A 16,479-nucleotide genomic window follows, 5' to 3' on the forward strand; every position below is an offset into this window, starting at 1 on the left:
CCGCTTTATGGCGCCTTTACGCCGGTTTTACATACCCTTTCAACGTCAATGACACCAACGGAGTCGATACGGTTTTACATCGACTCTCGCAGCTAATTATCTCAATGGAGTCGATATGAATTGGCTATATCTGCTGCTGGTCCTCGCCCTGATGGGCTATCTGTTGCGTGCGTTAACGCGCAGCCACGAGTGAGGAACTGACTATGTGGCAAGAAGTGATCTATCCGGTGGCCTTTGTGCTGCTGATCCTGCTGCCGGCCCCCCTGCTTGGCGGCTACCTGTATCGGGTATTCGAGGGGCAAAGTCGCTGGCTGTCGCCCATGGAGCGCGCCACCCTGGCCTGCTGCGGTACGGACGGACGGGAGCAGGACTGGAAGTCCTACGCCCTCAGCCTGCTGGCATTCAACGGCGCCGGTTTCGGCCTGCTGTTTCTGATCCTGATGGCGCAAGGCCTGCTGCCCCTCAACCCGCAGCAACTGCCCGGCCTGAGCTGGCAAATGGCCTTCAACACGGCCGTCAGCTTCATGACCAACACCAACTGGCAAGCCTATTCCGGTGAGGCCAGCCTCTCCTACTTCAGCCAGATGGTGGGACTCACTACCCAGAACTTCGTCTCTGCCGGGACGGGCGCAGCCGTCGCCATCGCCCTGTTCCGCGGCATAGCACGCCAGCAAACCACCCACATTGGCAACTTCTGGCAGGATCTGGTGCGTTTCTGCCTCTACGTGCTGCTGCCAATGGCGCTGATCATGGCGCTGCTGCTGGTATGGCAGGGCGTACCCCAGACGCTGTCGGCCTATCTGCCGTTCCACAGCCTGGAAGGTCAGGAACAACTGCTGCCGCTCGGCCCTGCCGCTTCCCAGATCGCCATCAAGCAGCTCGGCTCCAACGGCGGCGGCTTCTTTGGCATCAACTCGGCCCACCCGTTCGAGAACCCGACCGCTCTCTCCAACTGGCTGGAGATGGTCGCCCTGCTCACCATAGCCGCCGCCATGGTCTGCACCCTGGGTCGCTACGTGAAGGACGTGGCCCACAGTCGCGCTATCCTCACCGCCATGACCATCATGCTGGTGCTAGGGCTTTGCCTCTCCCTCTCCCAGGAGATAAAGCCGGATCCCAACCTCGCTCACCTCACCACTCAGATGGGCAACTGGGAAGGTAAGGAGAGCCGCTTCGGCCCCGTGCTCTCCAGCATCTGGGAAGTGGCGACCACGGCCGCCTCCAACGGCTCGGTCAACGCCATGCACGACAGCTTTGCCCCCCTCGCCGGCATGGTCGCCATGATCAACATGTTGCTGGGTGAAGTGGTGTTCGGCGGCGTGGGTGCCGGTATCTACGGCATGATGCTGTTCGTGCTGCTGACCGTGTTCCTGTGTGGCCTCATGGTGGGTCGCACACCAACCTATCTGGGCAAGCGGCTCGGCATCACCGAGATGAAGTGGGTGGTCGCCAGCATGCTGGTGATGCCGGTCGGGGTATTGGTGATCGGTGGCGTAACTCTGCTGATGCCGGATGCCGCCACCGTCATAGGTCATGAAGGCCCGCACGGCCTGTCTCGGCTGATCTATGCCTACGCCTCGGCTGCCGGCAACAACGGTTCCGCCTTCGCAGGCTTTGCCGCCGCTGATAGCTGGCAGTGCATCGCCATCGGGCTTGCCATGCTGCTCGGACGCTTCGGTTACATCATCCCCGTGCTGGCCATTGCCGGCCAGCTCGCCCGCGCTCCACGTCAGGAGACGGGTGAAGGTGACTTCCCGATCCGGGGGCCACTGTTTATTACCTTGCTGATCATCACAGTACTGCTGATTGGCGGCCTCTCCTTCCTGCCACTGCTGGCACTGGGACCGGTGGCCGAACATCTGAGCCTGATACAGGGAGCTTTCTAATGAGCAAGTCCATCTCCATGACAGCCCGCACCGACAAGGTGAAGGCCAAGAAACAGAGATCGCAAATTGTGCAAGCCATGGTCGAAGCCCTCTATCGCTTCAACCCCAAGGCACTGTTTGGCAGCCCCATACTGTTCACTCTCTGGCTGGCCGCCGTGATGGCGACCGTGGAATCCCTGCTGGGCCAACCCCTGTCGGGAGTGGCCCCCAGCCTGGCCTGGCAGCTGACCGCCTGGCTCTGGCTGACCCTCTGGTTTGCCAACTTCGCCGAAACCCTGGCCGAAGGACGCGGCAAGGCGCGAGCCGACAGCCTCAAGGCCGGCATGAGCCAGCTCAAGGCGCGCCGGGTCACGGATGCCAAGGATGGGCAGGGTGAATGGGTACCTGCCACCAGCCTGCTGAAAGGCGATCTGGTGCTGGTGCGCAGCGGCGAGATGATCCCGGCCGATGGTGAAGTGGTGGCCGGCATAGCGTCGGTCAACGAGGCAGCCATCACGGGTGAATCGGCCCCCGTCATCCGCGAATCAGGCACCGACCGCAGCGGCGTGACCGGCAACACCACTGTGGTCTCGGACGAAATCTGGGTACGGGTCAGCAACAATCCGGGCGAGAGCACGCTGGACCGGATGATCTCGCTGGTGGAAGGAGCCAAGCGCCAGAAGACCCCGAACGAGATGGCGCTCGATGCCCTGCTGGTGGGTCTGACCCTGATCTTCCTGCTGGTGGTGGCTACCCTGCCCTGGTTCCTCGACTACAACGGCACCCAGGTACCCAGACTCTACCTGCTTGCCCTCTTCATCACCCTGATCCCGACCACCATAGGCGGCCTGCTCTCTGCCATCGGCATCGCCGGCATGGATCGGCTGGTGAAGCTGAACGTGATTGCCAAGTCGGGCCGCGCCGTGGAAGCCGCCGGTGACGTACGGACCCTGCTGCTGGACAAGACAGGCACCATCACCTTCGGCAACCGTATGGCCGACGAGCTGATCCCGGCCCCCGGTGTCGATCCCTCCCTGCTGGCCCAGGCGGCCATGCTGGCCTCCCTCGGTGACAATACGCCGGAAGGCAAGTCCATCCTGACTCTGGCAGGCAAGAGCATGGCCAAGCCGAGCCAGCTGGAGAGTGACAAGCTGATCCCGTTCAGCGCCGAGACCCGGTTGAGCGGGCTGGATCGCAACGGTCATCAATATCGCAAGGGGGCTGTGGATGCTGTGCTCAACTACCTCTCCCTCGAGCGCAAGGCGGTGCCTGAGCTGATCCTCAAGTCGGTCGACAACATAGCCCGCCAGGGCGGCACCCCGCTGCTGGTCTGTACCCACGAGAAGTTGCTGGGGGTAGTGTTCCTCAAGGACATCATCAAGCCCGGCATCAAGGCCCGCTTCCAGATCCTGCGTCACATGGGGATACGGACAGTGATGATCACCGGGGACAACCCGTTGACCGCCGCCGCCATCGCCGCCGAGGCAGGGGTGGATGACTTCATCGCCGAAGCCACCCCAGAAAAGAAACTGGCCTATATCCGCCAGGAGCAGGCCGATGGCCGCCTGGTCGCCATGTGCGGTGACGGTGCCAACGACGCCCCGGCGCTGGCCCAGGCCGACGTGGGCCTGGCCATGAACGAAGGCACTCAGGCCGCCAAGGAGGCGGGCAACCTGGTGGATCTGGATTCCAACCCCACCAAGCTGCTGGACGTGGTGCTGGTCGGCAAACAGCTGCTGGTGACCCGCGGCGCCCTGACCACCTTCTCCATCGCCAACGACGTGGCCAAGTACTTCGCCATACTGCCAGCCCTGTTCATCGCCGCCTATCCGCAGCTGGGGGCACTGAACCTGATGCAGCTGGGCAGCCCGCAGAGCGCCATTCTGTCGGCCATCATCTTCAACGCCCTGATCATAGTGGCGCTGGTGCCGTTGGCCCTGCGCGGTGTCAGCCTGAAGGGATCCGCCGCCAGCCTGCTGCGCCGCAACCTGCTGATCTACGGCGTCGGTGGCCTGATAGTGCCCTTCATTGGAATCAAGCTGATCGACCTGGTCATCACAGGCCTGGGTCTGGTGTAACGACATAGCGGGGTGCAAGCCTGGCCTGCACCCCATCAATCTGTTTGGAGCAAGAGAATCATGATAGCAATCAGAACCCTGCTGACCCTGACCCTGCTGCTGGGCGTCGGCTACCCGCTGGCGGTGACAGGGCTGGCCCAGCTGATGTTCCCCTGGCAGGCCAACGGCAGCCAGCTGACCAACGGCAAACAGCAGCTGATCGGCAGTGCCCTGCTGGCGCAGAAATTCGAGCGGGCCGAGTACTTCCACTCCCGCCCCTCCGCCAGCGACTTCGCCACCATAGGCGGTGGTGCATCCAATCTGGGCATGAGCTCACCGCTGCGGGCCCAGTTTGCCAACACCGAAGCCCAGGCGCCAACCGGTGACGCATCACCCGCCATGCTGACCCGATCAGCCTCCGGCCTGGACCCCCATCTGCCGGTGGATGCCGTGCTGGCTCAGGTGGAAAGAGTGGCCAAACAGCGAGGGCTGGATCCCGCCTTGCTGACGGAGCAGGTCAAGTCCAGTGCACAAGCTGGTATCCTTGGCCCGCAAGTGGTCAACATACTCCAGCTGAACCTGCAGCTCGACAAGGACGCTTGATAGAGAGGACCGGTATCCCACATTTTCGAACTGAGCCAGCGGTTGCTCGATAAGGATAGTAATGCGTGACGAGGTAATGGCTGATGCCGGTGCCCAGCTGGCAAGCCTGGAGCAGGAGTACGGAAATGCGTGACGAGGTAACGGCTGGCGCCTTGTTGGCAAGCCTGGAGCGGGAGTACGGGAATGCGTGACGAGGTAACGGCTGGCGCCTTGTTGGCAAGCCTGAAGCAGGAGTACGGAAATGCGTGACGAGGTGCGGGCCGACGCCTTGCTGGCCAGCCTGGAGCAGGAACACAAGGGCAAGCTGAAGGTCTTTCTCGGCGCAGCGCCCGGCGTAGGCAAGACCTACGCCATGCTGCAAGCCGTGCGGGAACAGGCGCGGGAAGGGGTCGACATCCTGATCGGCGTGGTGGAAACCCACGGCCGTCAGGAGACCCTGGCCCTGCTCGACAAGCTCGCCATCCAGCCACGCAAACTTCATCTGCATCGCCAGCAACGGCTCGAGGAGATGGATCTGGATGCGCTGCTCGAACGCAAACCCGCTATCGTCGTAGTGGATGAGCTGGCCCACAGCAACGCCCCGGGCAGCCGTCACGAGAAGCGTTGGCAGGATGTGGAGGAGTTGCTCGGTGCCGGTATCGACGTCTACTCCACCCTCAACGTGCAACACCTGGAGAGTCTCAACGATCTGGTGTGGCAACTGACCGGGGTCAGAGTCAAGGAGACACTGCCGGATCAGGTACTGCTGGAGGCGGACAGCATCATACTGATCGACCTGCCCCCCAAGGAGCTGCTCGGTCGACTCAAGGAGGGCAAGGTCTATGTGCCCCATCAGGCCAAAGCCGCCCTGCAATCCTTCTTCTCCCTCAACAACCTGACCGCCCTGCGCGAGCTGGCGATGCAGACCGCCGCCAGCCACGTGGAGGGGGATCTGCAGCTGCAGTGGCAAGCAGCCGGCAAGACCACGCTGCCGCTGCGGGGCAAGCTGATGGTCTGCCTCGGCGATCAGCACGGCTCGGCGCTGGTGCGCTACGGCCACCGCTTCGCCCAGCGCCGCCAGCTGCCCTGGCTGGTGGTGCACATCGACAGCAAGGGGCAACGCTCCGCCGAGCTGGAGCAGGCGCTGGCGCTGGCCTCCCACCTCGGTGCCAAGGTGCTGACCCTCTCCAGCCCGGCGGTGGCCAGCACTTTGCTGGAAACCGCCGAACAGCAACAGGTCTCGCAACTGCTGCTCGGCAAACCCCACAAGGCACCCTGGCGTCGCTCGCTGGTGCAGCACCTGCTCAAGCAGGCGCAGGGGCTCGAAATCACCCTGGTGGACACGGAGAAACGCAAGCCAGGCCTGGGGCTGCAACCACTCCACCCCAAGGACATTCGACAAAGCCTGCTGGCCATCACCATCATGGCGGTGACCTCGGCCAGCGCCTGGGGGCTCTCCCACTGGCTGCCGCCCGCCTCCCTGCCGCTGCTGTTCGTGCTGGGGGTGCTGGCCACGGCGCTCACCACCAGCCTGGTACCCGCCATACTGGCGGCCGTGCTGGGCTTCGTCGCTCACAATCTGCTGTTCACCGCCCCCTACTTCTCCCTGAACGTGGCCAGCCACAGCGATCTGCTCACCCTGTTCGTGCTGCTCATCGTCGGCATGACGGCTGGACGACTCGCCTCCCGCCAGCGGCAACAGCTGGTCGGCCTGCGCGAGACCCAGCAGCTCGGCAATGCCCTGCTGTCGCTGAGCCAGGGGTTGGCCACCGCCAGCAGTCCGGAAGAAGTGCTCAGGCAAGGCACCCAGGCCATCTCGCTGGCCCTGGCCCAGCCTGTCTTTGCCCTCGACCAGGATTATCAGCACAGGGCGGGATCGGCGCAGCACAGACCCGGGCAGACCGACAAGGCTGCCATCGATTGGTGCCTGGCCCAGAAACAGAGCGCAGGCGCCCACACGGCCACTCTCAATGCCGCCGAGGCGCAATATCACCATCTCACCGATGATCTGGTACTCGGCATCCGGCTGGTCAATCCGCTCGCCTCCTCGGCCGAACACCAGTTGCAGGCCCTGCTCACCGACATCCGCGCAGCCCTGGCCCGGATCGACCTCAACGAGCGGCTGGCCGACAGTCAGTTGCAAGCCGAGACCGACAGGATGCGTGCCGCCCTGCTCTCGTCGGTTTCCCACGATCTGAAGACACCGCTGGCAACCATCATGGGGGCCAGCAGTACCTTGCTGGAATACGGTGATCGGATAAGCGCAGAGGATCGCGGCGAACTGCTCCATTCTGTGCAGGACGAGGCGCGCCGCCTGCACAGCTATGTGCAGAACCTGCTGGACATGACCCGCATAGGTTCGCCGGACTTCCAGTTGAAACGAGACTGGGTCGATTTGGCGGATCTGGTGGAGAGCGCCCGCAAGCGGCTGGAGTCCTCCTGGCGCCAGCACAAGTTGCTGGTGCACTTCGATCAGCAGATCCCCCAGCTCTATGTGCACGGCGCCCTGATCGAGCAGGTGCTGGTCAATATCCTCGACAACGCCTCCCGCTACTCGCCGGCTGGCACGCCCATCGAGTTCAAGGTGATGCTGGCGGATCCGGATCTCATCATCGACATCATCGACATCGGGGTCGGCATCGCCGAGTCGGATCGGGACAAGATCTTCAATCTGTTCTACACCCAGCCGGTCGGCGATTGCGGCAGTCGCGGCACCGGGCTTGGCCTCGCCATTTCCCGCGCTATGATAGAGGCTCATGGCGGCCGTATCTGGGCATTTTCCGGCCCCAACGGCAACGGTACCTGCATGCGCATCTCACTGCCGCTCACCCTCAACTCACCGGAGGTATGATGGATCCCATCCTTTGTCATGGCGGCAGAGAGTGCATGCTGCCATCGCCAGTTCCCTCCCCAACATTCGCCGCTGGAGGCTAGATGGCTCATATCCTGGTCATTGATGATGAAGCGGCGATCCGCCGCTTTCTGCGGATCAGCCTGATCGCCGAGGGCCATCAGGTCAGCGAGGCGGTGGGCGTCAATGAGGGATTGGAGCAGTATCGCCACCTCAATCCCGATCTGGTGATCCTGGATCTCGGCCTGCCGGACGGAGACGGCATCCAGATACTGCAGACGATTCGTGAGCACCATCAACATCCGGTACTGGTGCTGTCGGCGCGGGATTCGGAGCAGGAGAAGGTGCGGTTGCTGGACGCGGGCGCCAACGACTACATGAGCAAGCCGTTCGGCATTGGGGAGATGATGGCCCGCATCCGCGTCTTGCTGCGCCAGCGAGCCGGGGTCAGCAGCGGCGAATGCCGCCACTTTCCGCAATGCGGCCTGACTCTGGACGCCAGCAGCCACAAGGTGACCATGAAGGAGGAAGAGATCCCCCTGTCTCGCAAGGAGTTCGCCCTGCTGCAGGCCCTGGTGTGCCACCCCGGCAAGCTGGTGATGCAGACCCAGCTGCTCAACGACATCTGGGGACCGAGCCACAAGGAAGATACCCACTACCTGCGCATCGTCATCGCCAGCCTGCGCAAGAAGTTGGGAGATAACCCCCAGCAACCCAGTCTGATCGAAACCGAATCTGGCATCGGCTACCGTTTTATCGGCAGCTGATGTTGCAGCAAGAAGCTGGGCGGCAACATTCCCAGCAACCCAGCCTGATCGGAACCGAATCCGGCATCGGCTACCGTTTTATCGACAGCTGATGTTTCACGTGGAACGCCGGCCGCTGCACAGTACGGCCAACAGGCCGCAGCCAAGGAGCAGCAGACCCAGATCCTGCAAAGCGGCCGCCAGCGCCAATCCCAGGCTGAGCAGCAGGTAGTAGGCCAGTCCGAACAGGGCACCGGCACTGCCAGCCACCTCCCGATAAGACAGCAAGGCCTGACTCAACACATTGGGGATGGCGATGCCAAAGGCCACCACGACTCCCATCATGGGCAGCAGGAACCAGAGCGAATCCTGACCTGCCCACACGGCAACCCCAGCCCCCAGCGCCAGCACAGAGGCCAGCCGGATCAGCGCTGATGGCAACCAGCCCATGCCCAGCAAACGCCGGTTCAGCAGGCTGCCGATCAGGGTCGCCAGCGCCAACGCCAGGCCGGAATAGCCAAACTCGCTGGCATTCAATCCCAATCCGGCAAACAGAAACGGTGCCAGGCTGTAGTAGCCAAACAGCATGGTATTGAACAGGGCGACCAGCAGGGCGCTGCGCCAGAGTCCGCCATCCCGCACCATGCGGCATGCCAATGGCCAGAGGGCAACCCGAGTGGTCATCACGGGACGGGTTTCTGGCAGCCGCCAGCCGGCGATCCCCCCTAGCATCAGGGCCAGCACCAGCAAGCCGCTGAAGACACCGAGATAGCCAAACTGCTCGGCCAACAGGCCGCCGCTCACCAGTCCCAGCACGGGACTGAGTGATAGCGCGACCCCCATTACCGAGAAGACCCGGGCCAGATCGCTGCCCTGGTAGCTGTCGCGCAGCATGGTCTGGGTCACCACGGATCCCACGGCGGCCCCAAAGGCCGAGATGATACGGGCCAGCAGCAACACCTCGAACTGGTTGGCCAGCAATGCCAGCAAGGTGCCGAGCCCGTAAGTGAACAGACCCGCCAGCATGGCGGGGCGTCGCCCGATCAGATCGCAGAGCCGCCCCCAACAGACCACGCCCACGGCAAACGCCAGAAAATAGACCGACAGGGTCTGGGATGCCTGCCCGTCGCTTACCCTGAACTGGCTGGCGATATGCGTCAGCACAGGGCTGTAGATGGTCTCCACTATCTGGGGAAACATCATCAATCCAACCACCAGCCAGAGCGGTGGCAACTTGTTGTTCATGACAAACCTCCTTCACAAGAGGTCGTTATTCTAGAGAGATGCCGACTGTCCGATTACAATAAGCAGGACTATAAACATCAATAATCGGACACATGGCCTTTATTCTCCCCGATCACCCTTTTGACCCGGACAGCCTGGCTGGCAGCGTGATCGGCATTGCCTCCGCGCTCGGCTGGCACGACTCGGGCCTGCATCAACATCAGCGCCATCAGTTGCTGTTCGCCCAGGCGGGCTGCATGAGCATAGAGCTGGCGAACCAGGTCTGTCTGCTGCCACCCAGCCGGGCTGCCTGGCTGCCGGCGGGCACTCCCCACAGAGTGCTGATGCGCGGTGTGGTAGCCTATCGCTCCCTCTACTTCCGGCCACAACCCGAGCTGCCAGCCAGTGTGCAGGTGATGGCGGTCAACCCGTTGCTGCGGGAGATCATAGAACGAATGGCACTCTGGCCATGGGAGAAACCGGAGGTGGAGCAGAGCCGGACACTGGCGCTGTTCATGGAGGAGCTGGCGCAAGCGCCGCAGGAATCCTGGCAACTGCCGCTACCGGCAGATCCGCGCCTGACGGCCTGGTTGCAGGAGGTAAAACGGGGCGACACCCTGCCCGATCGGCTCAACCGGCTGGCCGGACGGGTGGGTGCCAGTGACAAGACCATAGGCCGCATCTTCACGCGAGACACAGGCATGAGCTATCAGGCCTGGCGCCAGCAGTGGCGTCTGCTGCGCGCCATGGAGCTGCTGGCCGAGGGCGTGCCCATCAGCCGGGTGGCCGCTTCGCTGGAGTTCTCCAGCGACAGCGCCTTCATCAGCTTCTTCAGGCAGCATACGGGGCAGACTCCCCTCCGCCATCTCAACTCCCTGGGTTAGTCGCATCGGCCGAACTCACCTCCACCACCAGGGTATCCAGCGCCAGTGGCTTCAAGTTGCTGAGGGCATCCAGCACCACGGCATGGGATGCTTCCTGCTGCTGGGCCAGCATCTCCTGTCCCAGTTTGGCGGTATCCAGTTCGGGTCTGGGGTTTTCAGTTGCCATGACATTCAGGCTGAGGGTGCTCATTATCAGGGTGGCGATCAGGGTTTTCATCTGGTGTGCTCCGGTGTGGTTGAGATGACCTGATAGCTATTCCAATACTTGTGCCATATTTATAACTAGATGATTTTTATTGAATTAATCAGTTAAAAGCCCCCATTTTTGTCTTATCTGGGTAGCAAGGTGGTCATTTTTAAACCCATAAATGGCATTTTTTACCACGACGTATTTCCGAGTCATGTTCCACGTGGAACGTCCCGTTATTTTGATCGACACCCGCTTTTAAACTGAGCTATGGTGCTACATCCCCGTAACTGACTCTGGATCCGTCACCGAATGGAATTTTCCTTGTTCGGCGAGAAGTTCACTCGCCACGCCGGCATTACCCAACTCATGGATGACCTTAATCAGGGGCTGACCAATCCGGACGCCATCATGCTGGGTGGCGGCAATCCGGCCCCCATCCCCGCCATGCTGGAGCGCTTTCAAACCGAAGCCAAAAACCTGCTCGACAATGGCGAACTGGTCAAAGCCATGGCCAACTACGACGGCCCCCAAGGCAAGGACAGGTTCACCAAGGCGCTGGCCGCCCTGCTCAGCAAGGAGCTCGGCTGGGATATCACCTCTCGAAATATCGCCCTGACCAACGGCAGCCAGAATGCCTTCTTCTACCTGTTCAACCTGCTGGCCGGCGAGTTCGCCGATGGCCGCAAGAAGAAGGTGCTGTTCCCGCTGGCCCCCGAATATATCGGCTACGCCGACTCAGCCCTCACCGATGACTACTTCGTGGCGTACAAACCCACCATGGAGAAGCTGCCCGATGGCCAGTTCAAATACCACGTGGATTTCGAGAGCCTGCAGGTGGGCGACGATATAGGGGTGATCTGCGTCTCCCGTCCGACCAACCCGACTGGCAACGTGCTGACCGATGACGAGATAGAGCATCTGGATCAGATAGCCCGCGACAAGGGCATTCCGCTGCTGATCGACAACGCCTACGGCGTGCCCTTCCCTGGCATCATCTTCAGCGAGGCCAAGCCGTTCTGGAACGCCAACACCATCCTCTGCATGAGCCTCTCCAAGCTGGGACTGCCAGGCACTCGCTGCGGCATCGTCATCGCCGACGAGAAGATCATTCAGGCCATCACCAACCTGAGCGGCATCATCAACCTGGCGCCGGGCAGCCTGGGACCCGCCATCACCATCCCAATGATCGAAAGTGGCGAGATCATCACCCTGAGCGAGCAGGTGGTGAAACCCTTCTACCGGCAGAAGGCCGAGCTGGCGGTACGGCTGTTGCGTGAGGCGATCCCGGATCCGCGCTTCCACATCCACAAGCCGGAAGGCGCCCTCTTCCTCTGGCTCTGGTTCGAAGATCTGCCCATTCACTGCCAGGAACTTTATGAGCGGTTGAAGGCGAAGAACCTGCTGATAGTGCCGGGTCACTACTTCTTCCCCGGCATCGACGACCCCAAGTGGCGCCACAGCCAGGAGTGCATCCGCCTCAACTACTCCCAGAGCGAGGAGCTGGTGCGCCGTGGCATCGCCATACTGGCGGACGAGATCAACGACCTCTATGGCAGCAACTGACCTGTGAACCAAAAACAAAAAGGCCTGCAATCGCAGGCCTTTTTCATTTCTCATGGCTTAGTTGGGCAGCGCCAGCGGCTCGGCTTTGCCGATGGGGATGGCGCGAGGCTTGAGTGCCTCCGGCAGTTCGCGAGCCAGATCTATGGTCAGCAGACCATGCTCCAGCCTGGCGCCCTGCACCTCCACATGCTGGCTCAACTTGAAGGCCAGCTCGAAGTCACGCTCGGCAATGCCCTGATGGAGGAACTGGCGTTCATCAGAGGCTGCCTTGCGCCCCTTCACCTTGAGGGTGCCGTTTTCGGTCTCCAGTTCCAGCTCTTCGCGCTCGAAACCGGCCACCGCGACCGTGATGCGATAGCCGTCGTGATCGCGCTTTTCGATGTTGTAAGGGGGATAGGCCACCGCCTTCTGGTCAAACAGGCCTTCCAGCTCACGGGCCATCCGCTCGAAGCCGACGGCATTGGAATGGAGATGAGAAAAATCGAGGTTACGCATAATCCTATCCTTCTAATAAGCAACAGGTTTCAATTTCCACGGGCCCGCCATCGGCACCCGGAAAGCTTGGTAAAAATGGATTCAAATCGGGCGTTAGCCGTTGATCTCGATCTTGCGCGGCTTCATCGCCTCCGGCACCTCACGCACCAGCTCGACGTGCAGCAGGCCGTTCTTCAGGTCGGCGCCCTTCACCCGCACATAGTCGGCCAGCTGGAAGCGACGCTCGAAACCCCGCTCGGCTATGCCCTGATACAGGTAGTTGCGGTCGGTCTCGGCCTGCTTGCTGCCCTTCACCGTCAGCAGGTTTTCCTGAAAGCTCAACTCCAGCTCTTCCTGGGTAAAGCCCGCCACCGCCATGCTGATACGGTAGTCGTTGTCACCCAGCTGCTCTATGTTGTAGGGGGGATATCCGGCATTGCCATTGCTGGCCGCAGATTCGATGAGATTGGCCAGACGATCGAAACCGATGGCAGAACGATAGAGCGGAGAAAAGTCGATAGAACGCATAGTATTACCCTCTTGTGAGCGATAACGGATGGTTTGCCCTCCTGTCGGACGGGCGTCTGGTCGAAACCTCTGTCGAGCGTTCCGGCCTTGTTACCTATATAGGGTCCGGCTTTTTGCTTTCAAGGGCGAGAATCAAAGAAATTTTTCGAGTTTGTCCGGCACACAAGCGTATCGTTCAGCTGGCCCGATAGGATCGATAATCGACCCGCGGGCCACTCATGGCTCCCCGCATCCCCCGTCATACTGGTTGCACACCTCGCCGCTATCACGGAGCTACACAATGCAGATTACCCAGGTTCGCAACGCCACCCTGCTGATCGACTACGCCGGCACCCGCTTTCTGATCGACCCCATGCTGGCAGCAAAGGGCACGCTGCCCGCCTTCGCCGGAACAGCCAACAGCCACCTGCGCAACCCGCTGGTCGAGCTGCCTCTGCCCCTGGCGGAGATACTCGATGTGGATGCGGTGATCGTCACCCACGATCACCTGGACCACTGGGACCCAGTCGCTCAGCAGCAGATCCCCAAGCATCTGCCGCTGTTTGTGCAACATCAGAAAGATGCCGACACCATCTGCGCCAGTGGCTTTAAAGATGTGCGCCTGCTGAGCGAGCAGGCCGAATTTGCCGGTATCCGCCTGCAGCAGACCGAGGGGCAACACGGCAACGATCAGGTCATGGCGGTGTTGGCCGAGCGGCTGGGTGAGGTGTGCGGTGTGGTCTTCTCCCACCCGCAAGAGAAAACCCTCTACCTGGCGGGTGATACCGTCTGGAACGAAATGGTCGCACAGAGCCTGCGACAACACGGGCCTGAGGTGATCATCCTCAACTGTGGCGATGCCCAGGTGCCGGGCTTGGGCTCCATCATCATGGGCAAGGAGGATGTGCGGGCCGTCTATCAGGCTGCACCACAGGCCATCCTGATTGCCAGCCACATGGAGGCGGTCAATCATGCCGTGCTGTCACGCAAGGAGTTGCACGACTATCTGGCCGAGCACGACATGGCGGATCGGGTGCGGGTGCCGGAAGATGGCGACACGCTTTCACTGTGATAACTGGGGCCATGCATCCGCATGGCCCTTCGGCTTTCAGCTGCCAGCGCATATCATGGTTGCTCACCGCGCAAAGAGGAGGCCAGCGTCATGCCCATCCCGATAGTTGCCGTCGTGGCCTTCGACCACTTCAGCCCCTTTCACTGCTCAGTGCCCTGCCTCATCTTCGGCGACATACTGCCGGGTCAGCCCCTGTTCGAACTCAGGCTCTGTGCCGGGGATGGCAAGGCCAGCTCGCACTCATCACAAGGTTTCAGCATCCAGGCGCCTCACGGGCTGAAGGCCCTGGCCGAGGCGGACATCATAGTCATTCCCTTCTGGCGCGACCCGGCCGAGCGCCCGGCCCAGCCACTGCTGGATGCCCTGATGGCGGCTCATGCCAGAGGGGCCCAGGTGGTGGGACTCTGCCTCGGCACCGATGTGCTCGCCTATGCCGGCTTGCTCAATGGACGCAAGGCCTCGACCCATTGGGAGTACGAGCAGGATTTCCTCCGCCGCTTTCCCTGCGTGCGGCTCGATACCAACGCCCTCTATGTGGATGACGATGGGCTGGTCACCTCGGCGGGCACAGCTCACAGCTGCTGGACTGGATTGTTGCCTCTATCTGGTACGCCAGCACCATGGCAGTGCCATCGCCAACCAGGTGGCACGACGGCTGGTGATCCCGCCCCACCGTGAAGGTGGCCAGGCCCAGTTCATCCAGCAGCCGGTCTCCACCTCTACCCGGGATGCCAGGATGAACCAGCTGCTCGATCACCTGCGAGCCCACCTGCAGGAGCCGCATACCCTCGACAGCCTGGCGGCCCACAGCCTGATGAGTCGGCGCACCTTTACCCGTCGCTTTCATCAGGCCACCGGCCTCTCCGTCGGAGAGTGGCTGCTGATCGAGCGGCTCAGGCGTTGCCAGGAGCTGCTGGAAGCCAGCACCCACCCCATAGAACGCATCGCCGAACTGGTGGGTTTCAAGACAGCCACCTCACTGCGCCAGCACTTTCGGGCCCGCTTCGAGGTTTCGCCGAGCGAATGGCGGCGGTCTTTTCGTGGCAGCCGGGAGTGAGCCTCTCACCTCACCCTGTTCCGGTTCGCCCAAACATGGCACCCTAACCGCAGATCCCAAGGAGCCATGCCATGTCCCGTTCCGAACGTCTGCTGGCCCTGCTCCAGCTGTTGCGCGGTCACCGTTACGCCATCACAGGCACAGAGCTGGCCAGCCGGCTCGGCATCAGCCTGCGCACCCTCTACCGGGACATAGCGACCCTGCAATCCCAGGGGGCGCATATCGAGGGTGAGCCCGGTATCGGCTATGTGCTGCGCCCCGGCTTCATGCTGCCACCGCTGATGTTCAGCGAAGAGGAGCTGGAAGCCCTGGTGCTGGGCTCCCGCTGGGTGGCCGAACATGCCGACAGCACCCTGAGTGCCGGTGCCCGCAGTGCGCTGGCCAAGATAGAGGCCGTGCTGCCCGCCGAGTACCGCCAGCAGCTCCACGCCAACACCCTGCTGATCGGCTCATCCCGCAGCGACGCCTGCACCGATGAGGCTCCCCTGCGCAGTGCCATCCGTCAACAGCGCAAGGTAACCCTGAGCTATCGCGATCTGAGAGAAGCGAGTTCTGAGCGCACCGTCTGGCCATTTGCCCTCGGCTATTTCGAGCAGGTGCGGGTCCTGGTGGCCTGGTGCGAGCTGCGGCAGGACTTTCGCCACTTCCGGGTGGATCGCATCAGCCAGCTGAAGCTGGAGGAGATCGGCTATCCCAGGAGCCGGGCTATCCTGCTCAAGGAGTGGCGCGCTACCCAGCAGATCCCGCAGCCACAATTCATTGCTGACAGAAACTGACAGCAGGTAGCACCATGCTGACGGGGTCGGCGCAGATGCGCCATCCCCGAAACAAGGAGCGTCACCATGCTTGTCCCCCAGTTCACCATCCTCTATGTCGCCAATCCGGCTCGCAGCGCCCGCTTCTATCGCGAGCTGTTTGGTCGCTCGCCGGTGGAGGAGTCCCCCACCTTCGCCATGTTCGTGTTCGAGTCGGGCACCAGGCTGGCGCTCTGGTCCAGTGCCACGGTTGAGCCCAAGGTCACGCAAGGAGCCGGAGCCATGGAGCTGGCCTTCCCTCTGCCAGATGATGCCAGCGTCGATGCCGAGTTTGCGAAATGGCAGGCTCGCGGCCTCACCATCACCCAGCCGCCGATCCGACTGGAGTTTGGCTACACCGGCATGGCGCTCGATCCGGATGGCCATCGGCTGCGCCTCTACTGCCCGGCACCCGAACTGGGCCGATGATAAACGGCCACTGGTGCGTAGTTGGCAATGGTCGGAGGGCGCGATGTTTCACGTGGAACATCCATGATGAGGTGAGACAATCCAGGGCTGGCCTTCATCCAGAGAGGGAACGGATAACGCGATACCGCTGACGACAGATGTAAAAAAGCCGCTCACAAGGAGCGGCTTTTTGCTGTCTGACTGA

At 61.9% G+C, this 16,479-nt stretch carries 14 protein-coding genes and 1 pseudogene; 11 read left to right on the forward strand and 4 right to left on the reverse strand.

Annotated features, from left to right (window positions below; translation table 11 throughout):
* The first annotated feature begins 203 nt into the window (after positions 1-203).
* The 5 genes from kdpA (at position 204) to ACW5XD_RS14380 (ending at position 8,122) form a co-directional block, all read left to right on the forward strand.
* Entirely contained in the window at positions 204-1,886 is a 1,683-nt protein-coding gene (gene kdpA / locus ACW5XD_RS14360; protein WP_456495461.1) for a potassium-transporting ATPase subunit KdpA, read from the forward strand.
* Positions 1,886-3,943 (forward strand): potassium-transporting ATPase subunit KdpB, encoded by a 2,058-nt coding sequence (gene kdpB, locus ACW5XD_RS14365; protein WP_456495462.1) that lies wholly within the window; start codon positions 1,886-1,888, stop codon positions 3,941-3,943. Before kdpA ends, kdpB begins: the two co-directional genes overlap by 1 nt.
* A 60-nt stretch (positions 3,944-4,003) precedes the next feature.
* The gene (locus tag ACW5XD_RS14370) at positions 4,004-4,525 is read left to right on the forward strand and encodes a potassium-transporting ATPase subunit C (protein WP_043141658.1); all 522 of its coding nucleotides are present in this window, start codon (positions 4,004-4,006) and stop codon (positions 4,523-4,525) included.
* Between the two features lie 241 nt (positions 4,526-4,766).
* On the forward strand, positions 4,767-7,355 hold the full coding sequence (locus ACW5XD_RS14375; protein ID WP_456495463.1) for a DUF4118 domain-containing protein: 2,589 nt from the start codon (positions 4,767-4,769) through the stop codon (positions 7,353-7,355).
* Positions 7,356-7,438: 83 nt separating this feature from the next.
* Entirely contained in the window at positions 7,439-8,122 is a 684-nt protein-coding gene (locus ACW5XD_RS14380) for a response regulator (protein ID WP_043557347.1), read from the forward strand.
* A 96-nt stretch (positions 8,123-8,218) separates the two neighbouring features.
* On the opposite strand, the gene ACW5XD_RS14385 is transcribed toward ACW5XD_RS14380, so the two are convergent.
* Positions 8,219-9,346: a multidrug effflux MFS transporter gene (locus tag ACW5XD_RS14385; RefSeq protein ID WP_456495464.1), complete on the reverse strand. Its 1,128-nt coding sequence runs from the start codon at positions 9,344-9,346 to the stop codon at positions 8,219-8,221.
* 92 nt (positions 9,347-9,438) lie between these two features.
* Here ACW5XD_RS14385 and ACW5XD_RS14390 point away from each other — a divergent pair, with 92 nt between their 5' ends.
* On the forward strand, positions 9,439-10,209 hold the full coding sequence (locus ACW5XD_RS14390) for an AraC family transcriptional regulator (RefSeq protein WP_456495465.1): 771 nt from the start codon (positions 9,439-9,441) through the stop codon (positions 10,207-10,209).
* Here the strand turns inward: ACW5XD_RS14390 and ACW5XD_RS14395 are convergent.
* Positions 10,193-10,426, reverse strand: a complete 234-nt coding sequence (locus tag ACW5XD_RS14395) for a hypothetical protein (protein ID WP_456495466.1) — start codon at positions 10,424-10,426, stop codon at positions 10,193-10,195. The genes ACW5XD_RS14390 and ACW5XD_RS14395 overlap by 17 nt on opposite strands.
* A gap of 282 nt (positions 10,427-10,708) precedes the next feature.
* Here ACW5XD_RS14395 and ACW5XD_RS14400 point away from each other — a divergent pair, with 282 nt between their 5' ends.
* Complete coding sequence (locus ACW5XD_RS14400; RefSeq protein WP_042873536.1) at positions 10,709-11,962, forward strand: valine--pyruvate transaminase; 1,254 nt, start codon at positions 10,709-10,711, stop codon at positions 11,960-11,962.
* Between the two features lie 57 nt (positions 11,963-12,019).
* Here ACW5XD_RS14400 and ACW5XD_RS14405 read toward each other — a convergent pair whose 3' ends face one another.
* Together ACW5XD_RS14405 and ACW5XD_RS14410 are read right to left on the reverse strand one after the other, a co-directional pair.
* Complete coding sequence (locus tag ACW5XD_RS14405; protein ID WP_043557342.1) at positions 12,020-12,457, reverse strand: Hsp20 family protein; 438 nt, start codon at positions 12,455-12,457, stop codon at positions 12,020-12,022.
* A 93-nt stretch (positions 12,458-12,550) separates the two neighbouring features.
* Positions 12,551-12,964: an Hsp20 family protein gene (locus ACW5XD_RS14410; protein ID WP_042873533.1), complete on the reverse strand. Its 414-nt coding sequence runs from the start codon at positions 12,962-12,964 to the stop codon at positions 12,551-12,553.
* 280 nt (positions 12,965-13,244) lie between these two features.
* On the opposite strand from ACW5XD_RS14410, the gene ACW5XD_RS14415 reads away from it, so the two are divergent.
* The 4 genes and pseudogenes from ACW5XD_RS14415 (at position 13,245) to ACW5XD_RS14430 (ending at position 16,295) form a co-directional block, all read left to right on the forward strand.
* Positions 13,245-14,015, forward strand: a complete 771-nt coding sequence (locus ACW5XD_RS14415; RefSeq protein WP_456495467.1) for an MBL fold metallo-hydrolase — start codon at positions 13,245-13,247, stop codon at positions 14,013-14,015.
* A gap of 90 nt (positions 14,016-14,105) precedes the next feature.
* Positions 14,106-15,072 (forward strand): annotated as a pseudogene (locus ACW5XD_RS14420) (GlxA family transcriptional regulator).
* Positions 15,073-15,143: 71 nt separating this feature from the next.
* Positions 15,144-15,848, forward strand: a complete 705-nt coding sequence (locus ACW5XD_RS14425; RefSeq protein WP_456495468.1) for a helix-turn-helix transcriptional regulator — start codon at positions 15,144-15,146, stop codon at positions 15,846-15,848.
* A gap of 66 nt (positions 15,849-15,914) precedes the next feature.
* Positions 15,915-16,295, forward strand: coding sequence for a VOC family protein (locus ACW5XD_RS14430; protein ID WP_456495469.1), 381 nt, complete (start codon positions 15,915-15,917; stop codon positions 16,293-16,295).
* Positions 16,296-16,479: the final 184 nt, after the last annotated feature.

The organism is Aeromonas enterica (assembly GCF_054052465.1).